This window comes from Shewanella hafniensis (assembly GCF_019655335.1).
Classification (GTDB): Bacteria; Pseudomonadota; Gammaproteobacteria; order Enterobacterales; family Shewanellaceae; genus Shewanella; species Shewanella hafniensis.
In genome coordinates this window covers 1-6,106 of sequence record NZ_BPFD01000131.1, presented here as the reverse complement: position 1 = coordinate 6,106, position 6,106 = coordinate 1, and the positions used below count along the sequence as shown (strand labels likewise).

Below are 6,106 nucleotides of genomic sequence, written 5' to 3'. Positions count from 1 at the left end.
TTATTTCTATGCTTAGAAAAACGCATATTTATGCGGTTAGTTTTCCGATGAGTCGATGCTGTTGACACTTAATCTTTAACAGTTAAGTGTCAATCTTTAGGTTTTAAATAATGACGAAGTGAACGCGGATCGGTATGTCCGGTTCTGGCCATGATGTACAAATGATCTTTATTATTTTCATGGAGTTGTGTCACGCAACCACTACGCAAACTGTGGGCACCATAAAATCTGGCTGGCAATCCTGCTTTAGTACAATATTTTTTAATGATGCGATAAATATCATCGCCAGTAAGGAAACCACTATTTTTATTCAATAATGAACTCGCTCCGGAATGTCGATCCTTCATTTGATACGGCCGTAAATTTTTTCCATCACGGGAAAGTGATCTAAATAAATGTCCGTCTTCAATATTGGCTAGCGATAACCAATTTTTTACTGCATCGAGTGCTGCAAAAGGTTCATGATCTGGTAAGTCTTTCCATTCACGCTGGCCTTGCTGATTACTCTTTGAATAGGGCAAACGTACTTTTAATTTGTTACGCAGAAAACTGACATACTGAACTTTTATATCTGCAAGTTCAGAGCGGCGAAACCCACCTTGCAGTCCTAACTGAATAATTGCTTTGTCCCGCGCTCGGGTTAATGGCTGCTCTTGTTCATCGATAGCCTGGATCAACATTTCCACTTCATCATACATAATGGGTTGCTGATCATAATCACTCACATAGCGAGATTGATTTCTGCTCAAACCGCGCATCACTCTGATCACCAGAGGATGTTCGGTAGGCGAGTGGAATCCCGCTTGAATATGATGGTAGCGAATTGCTGCTAATCTTGTGGTTAATGTTTGCTTAGAAAGTTGAACGCCAGTGCTTTCTTGGATCAATTCTTTTTGATGACCAATAAATGAAATTACGCTTCGTGGATCTGCGGGCAGGGCCTGCAGTTGGTGCTCAGCACAATAACGACTGAATACACTAAAGCTCGTATTATAAACACGGCGAGTGTTAACTGAAATTTCATATTCAGTTTCTTCGGCGGCGCTTAAATAATCACTTCGAACCGATTGGGGCAGGAAAGACTCTTCAAAAAAACGTGGCTGTTCGGCACGGTTATAATTGTGATGTTCTGATTCTGTCGCTCTCTCATTCCATATATTGGCGTTATTTTGAGCATTAGTATTTGTCCTGATGATTTTAGACATGCCGTTGAAGTCACCTGATATCGAATTAAGAAGGCGTAATTATACGCAAATCATGGCTATATCTACCAGTGATAATCGTGATTATCGCTGGTAAAGTACTTATTTGTTTAAATAATCCTCTTTTATCAGAGAAGGGGGAATTAAATAACATTAAGTTAAATTGTTTAGTTTAAAAAATAACCAAGATAAACCCGTTATTACAATGGTGATTAATTCAGCAGAGTTATAATAAGAGCCAAATTTAGTATGAAATTTGCACTGTTTGTATGAGATAGTTTTGAACTCGGTTAGCCACAGATGTGCAGATCAAAAGAATGGTGTAACCATTTTATTTGTCATTCTTGAATAGAAGGCCGTTAAACTAGGCTTGTATGTTGGGTGAAATTTAAGCGAATAACGGCAACCGCTTATCTGGTTATTGAGGTGATATGCATTGAGCTATTTCAGCCTAGGGTAAAATGAAGCATAAGGAATCGATCATTAATCAATAAAATGGTTGAACCATATATTAATACTTGTCGATTTGTACTAGCATGAGTTCCCATTTATTTTATCCGCATTGAACGCATGCTTAACTGAAGAAACGTATTTATGGAACCGCAAGCTTGGATATATCAACAAGACAAACCAACCTCAGGCAGAAAATTATTATTGCTTGAGGAAGCAGAATTGATTTTTGCCTTACCCTTAATTTATCGCCTTATCAATCCTGAAGCCGTCGCATCTAAACCAGATTGGTTTTGTGGCGCTGAGTTACAAACGGTTTTATATACTGAGTTGGTGACGCAATTAAATGAATTAGTCCGATTACGCAAAAAGACACAGCGACTCGACAACGAGCTCATGAAGGTAAATAAAATGCTCAATCAGTATTTTACTGATTTGGGTTGGCGTATGGTTCGTAAAGAGTTATCACAAATAAAAAAACGTCAGAAAAAGTCTCATATCGAGGTAAGTAGGGATATTATTCTGAGATTAAAGCGTTATATGGAGTCTCAAAAGTTGGACAGTTTTGATCAGGCAATAGATAACTTATTGTCGGAGCATGATGCTGATAACTCACAAAATCATTTACAGCACTCAGATGATATTGTTGACAATATTATTAGCGTCGAGATACGTGATCAATAATCGCTTAAATGAGCAAGTTAGCCGTGACTTATCTGTGCAGACACGTAAAATTGCTGTTAAGTTTAAAGGGATATTTTTAGTTTAGGATTAAGTAACATGGGGCATCAGAAATGAGTGTAAGCATTGCAAATGAAAGGAAAATTGCTGTCCTGTGCCGAATTGAACCTGGCTGTCTCGGACCAGATGGTGTGGATCACATTGAGGCTTTTTGTGCTTTGGCCCAAAAAGCGATGCAACATTTCGACGTCGATGTTGGTACTTGGTTGCTGATCCCACGATACGATAAAACCTTGGAAGAGATGCAATACAGTGTTGCCAATAAATTACTTTCTCGCGAACAAGCGACTAAGTATCTTGTCTCTATTGGACGTGATATCGATAGTTTTGAAGAAAGATTTCAGGATAAACTCACCTCGCTGATTAATTTATACCTTGCAAGAAAACCGTAAACTGAAGGCTTTGCTTTGCCGAGATTAACCTCAGCTTTAGCCTCGGCGCATACGTTATCCATAGTTCAAATTTCTAAAGCCATTTTTATTTTCGCATTCAATTTTTTATAAAATGGCTATTTACTTCTCATAAAATCAATACATTAACCATCATTCTTCATCTGCGGCATCATTGATTCCAATCGATAAACTCAGCGTCAAAACTCAGTTGTCGGTAATTAACTCCGTAAAGTAGCTCAAAATTTGCTAGACTAGTCGACTCACTTAATGCTGAATCTTTTTCTTGCGGTATACCCAATTTTTGGGGTGGTAAGGATGAGTGTAAAGGACGGTTGATGTTTAATTCCATTCCAGAAACTAATCCATACATTAGTTTGTTGCAGCGGGATTTCGGGTTTTCTGAATTTCGTTCTGGCCAAGCGCAAACGATAACCCAACTGTTGGCGGGGAAGTCGAGTTTGGCTATTTTTCCCACGGGTTCTGGTAAATCCCTTTGTTACCAATTTACAGCATTGCAATTACCCTATTTGAGTTTAGTGATTTCACCTTTACTCGCCTTGATGAAAGACCAGCTGGAATTTTTACAATCTAAGGGAATTCATGCGGCCAGCATAGATTCAACCTTAAGTGCTGAGCAAAGTCAGCAAGTGATGGCTGATGCGCGTTCTGGCAAATTGAAAATTTTAATGGTGTCGGTTGAACGTTTCAAAAATGAACGTTTTCGGCAATTTATTCAATCGGTTCCGCTGTCAATGCTGGTCGTTGATGAGGCGCATTGTATTTCAGAATGGGGCCACAATTTTCGGCCCGATTATCTTAAATTGCCCGACTATCGGCGTGAGCTTGAGATCCCATTAGTACTGTTATTGACGGCCACAGCGACACGTAAAGTAAAACTGGATATGGCAAAACGCTTTGATATTGCGCCTGAACACATAGCACAAACGGGATTTTATCGGCCCAATTTAGATTTGACTGTACTGCCTGTATCAACGCAAGAGAAGAATGCCTTACTGGTTAAGCAGATAGCATCATTCTCTGGTGCCGGTATTGTGTATGTGACTTTGCAGCAAACCGCCGAAACGGTCGCACGACTTTTGAGCCAACAAGGTATAGTCGCCAGTGCCTATCATGCTGGATTTGAAGATGAAAAACGTCAACAAATTCAAAACGATTTTATGCAGGATAAGCTGCAAGTGGTGGTGGCAACCATCGCCTTTGGTATGGGAATCGATAAAAGCAATATCCGTTTTGTGATCCACTACGATTTGCCTAAATCCATTGAAAACTACAGCCAAGAAATCGGCAGAGCAGGGCGTGATGGGGCCTTATCCCATTGTGTGACTTTGGCCAATCTTGACGGACTCAATACCGTTGAAAATTTTGTGTATGGCGATACGCCAGAGCGAGAAGGTATAGCGCAAGTCATTGAGGCTATTCGACTTGAACAAGATTCCGGTCAGTGGGAATGTCAGCTCAATGGCGTGTCGACGGCGAGTAATATTCGCCAGTTACCGTTAAAAACGTTACTCGTTCAATTGGAGATTTTAGGTGTAGTAAAGCCATTATTTGCCTACTACGCTGACGTTAATTACAAGTTTTTGGTCGACAAACACGCCATTCTGAGCCGATTTAATCCCGAGCGACAGGCATTTTTGACGCAGATTTTTAATCATACGCAGATGAAGAAAATATGGGGCGCGTTAGATTTTGATGCCTTGTACAGTGCGACGGGCCATGAACGTAGCCGCGTGTTGGCCGCGCTGGAATATTTAGCTGAGCATCAGTTGCTTGAATTAGAAACCAAACGAATTACCGATGTGTATCGGGTTGATGTTGTCGCATTAGCACGCCCCGAACTCATCGATGAGTTATACGATCATTTTATCGATAAAGAACAGAAAGAAATTGCGCGAATAGCGCAGTTAGTGCGTTTTTTTGAGCTTGATAAATGCTTAAGCCACAATTTATCCCGATATTTTGATGATAATGAAACACCGGTTGCATGCGGTCATTGCAGTGTCTGCCGCGGTCATTTCGCTAAGTTGAGTTATTCGACCGAACCGACTTGGCCGACAGATCAGCAGATATTGGCTGATTTGCGAGAGTTGAAACATCATTTAACGGCTAAGGGCATTGAGACTTTGTCACTTGATACCTATTGTCGTTGCCTTGCTGGTATGTCAGTTCCTTTGGTGAGTCGTTTTCAAGTGCGTAAGTTAAGTGGCTTCGGCCGCTGTGAAAAATTGAGATATGCTGAAATTAAACAGAAAGTTGAGTCACTGTTGTCGCAACTAAATGATAAAAGAGTTGAACATGAATAAGGCCGTAAAAAAGATGTTAGCCACCCATGAACATTTAGTTCACTCTGAAGGTGTAACTGTGGTTTCCCATATGCAAAGGGAAAAGGCTGAATGGGTGCAACATACTGTTATGATTGAAAATTGTGATGTGCCGTTTAAGTTCAGACGCGTAAAAAAGTATAAGAATCTACAAGGCCAAAAGGTTAATGTCATTTACTATCCAGAGACAGAAACTGTGGCAGGCTTTGAGATAGAAATCATGCAAGTTGTTAGAATTAAACGATTCTAGCCAATGTGCTTCGCATCTTTGCTGCTATCAATCAGCAAAGACGCGAAGTGAATTTGATGTATGATTCGAACGTTAAAGTCAGGCTACTTACTTGGAATATTGATAGGTTGAATCTACTTTCCACGTTCTGAAACGCAGTTCAGCACCTTCTGGTAGATAAAATACCTTAGGTAAACGGCTGTCGTAGCGCATTTTTAGTTCACCTGGAATACGAACAAAAGCCTCTTTTTTCGCCAGTTCAAAACAGGCCATCATAGTACTCGGTCCTTCAGCTATCTCATCCACTTGATAGTAATTGTAACCCCAACCTTGTACAGTCAGTTCCTTCAATTCCCCGTTTAATCCATGTTTATTGCAATCGACCATTTGAGTTTGCCCAATTTGGATTTCGATCATGTAGTCATCTTCGTTTTCTAACTTAGGCAAACTCAAAATGTGCTGCACCATGCCAGCTGCTGGAGCAGGGAACATCTTAGTGGCTTCCTGTGCGCGGTAATCATTTTTATCGAAGCGTTGAATGTTAACCATAGGTGCATTTAACCCTGTTGGGTGTGGTGGACTGACTGCCGTGGCATTAAATGACAATAGTGCAAATGCAAGGGGAACGGCGCTAACGCTAAATAAGGTCTTCAATTTCATCTTGTTTCTCCTAATCGAACTGAATGGATGTCGACAAATTTGTCGATGTTCTGCCCCTATAAACGCAGCAGAAGCAAGAAAGGGTTAAAT

At 40.5% G+C, this 6,106-nt stretch carries 6 protein-coding genes; 4 read left to right on the top strand and 2 right to left on the bottom strand.

The window, feature by feature from the left end; genetic code table 11:
* Nucleotides 1–89 precede the first annotated feature (89 nt).
* Nucleotides 90–1,205, bottom strand: coding sequence for a tyrosine-type recombinase/integrase (locus K5Q99_RS21090; protein ID WP_220778037.1), 1,116 nt, complete (start codon nt 1,203–1,205; stop codon nt 90–92).
* A gap of 591 nt (nt 1,206–1,796) precedes the next feature.
* Between K5Q99_RS21090 and K5Q99_RS21085 the strand changes: the two genes are divergently transcribed.
* The 4 genes from K5Q99_RS21085 (at nt 1,797) to K5Q99_RS21070 (ending at nt 5,377) form a co-directional block, all read left to right on the top strand.
* The gene (locus K5Q99_RS21085) at nt 1,797–2,336 is read left to right on the top strand and encodes a hypothetical protein (RefSeq protein WP_220778036.1); all 540 of its coding nucleotides are present in this window, start codon (nt 1,797–1,799) and stop codon (nt 2,334–2,336) included.
* Between the two features lie 110 nt (nt 2,337–2,446).
* Nucleotides 2,447–2,785, top strand: a complete 339-nt coding sequence (locus K5Q99_RS21080; protein WP_220590293.1) for a hypothetical protein — start codon at nt 2,447–2,449, stop codon at nt 2,783–2,785.
* A gap of 335 nt (nt 2,786–3,120) precedes the next feature.
* Nucleotides 3,121–5,109 (top strand): RecQ family ATP-dependent DNA helicase, encoded by a 1,989-nt coding sequence (locus K5Q99_RS21075; protein ID WP_220778035.1) that lies wholly within the window; start codon nt 3,121–3,123, stop codon nt 5,107–5,109.
* Nucleotides 5,102–5,377 (top strand): hypothetical protein, encoded by a 276-nt coding sequence (locus K5Q99_RS21070; protein WP_106650557.1) that lies wholly within the window; start codon nt 5,102–5,104, stop codon nt 5,375–5,377. The genes K5Q99_RS21075 and K5Q99_RS21070 overlap by 8 nt, the downstream gene beginning before the upstream one ends.
* Nucleotides 5,378–5,464: 87 nt before the next feature.
* On the opposite strand, the gene eco is transcribed toward K5Q99_RS21070, so the two are convergent.
* Nucleotides 5,465–6,016, bottom strand: coding sequence for a serine protease inhibitor ecotin (gene eco, locus K5Q99_RS21065; protein WP_107947601.1), 552 nt, complete (start codon nt 6,014–6,016; stop codon nt 5,465–5,467).
* Nucleotides 6,017–6,106 lie beyond the last annotated feature (90 nt).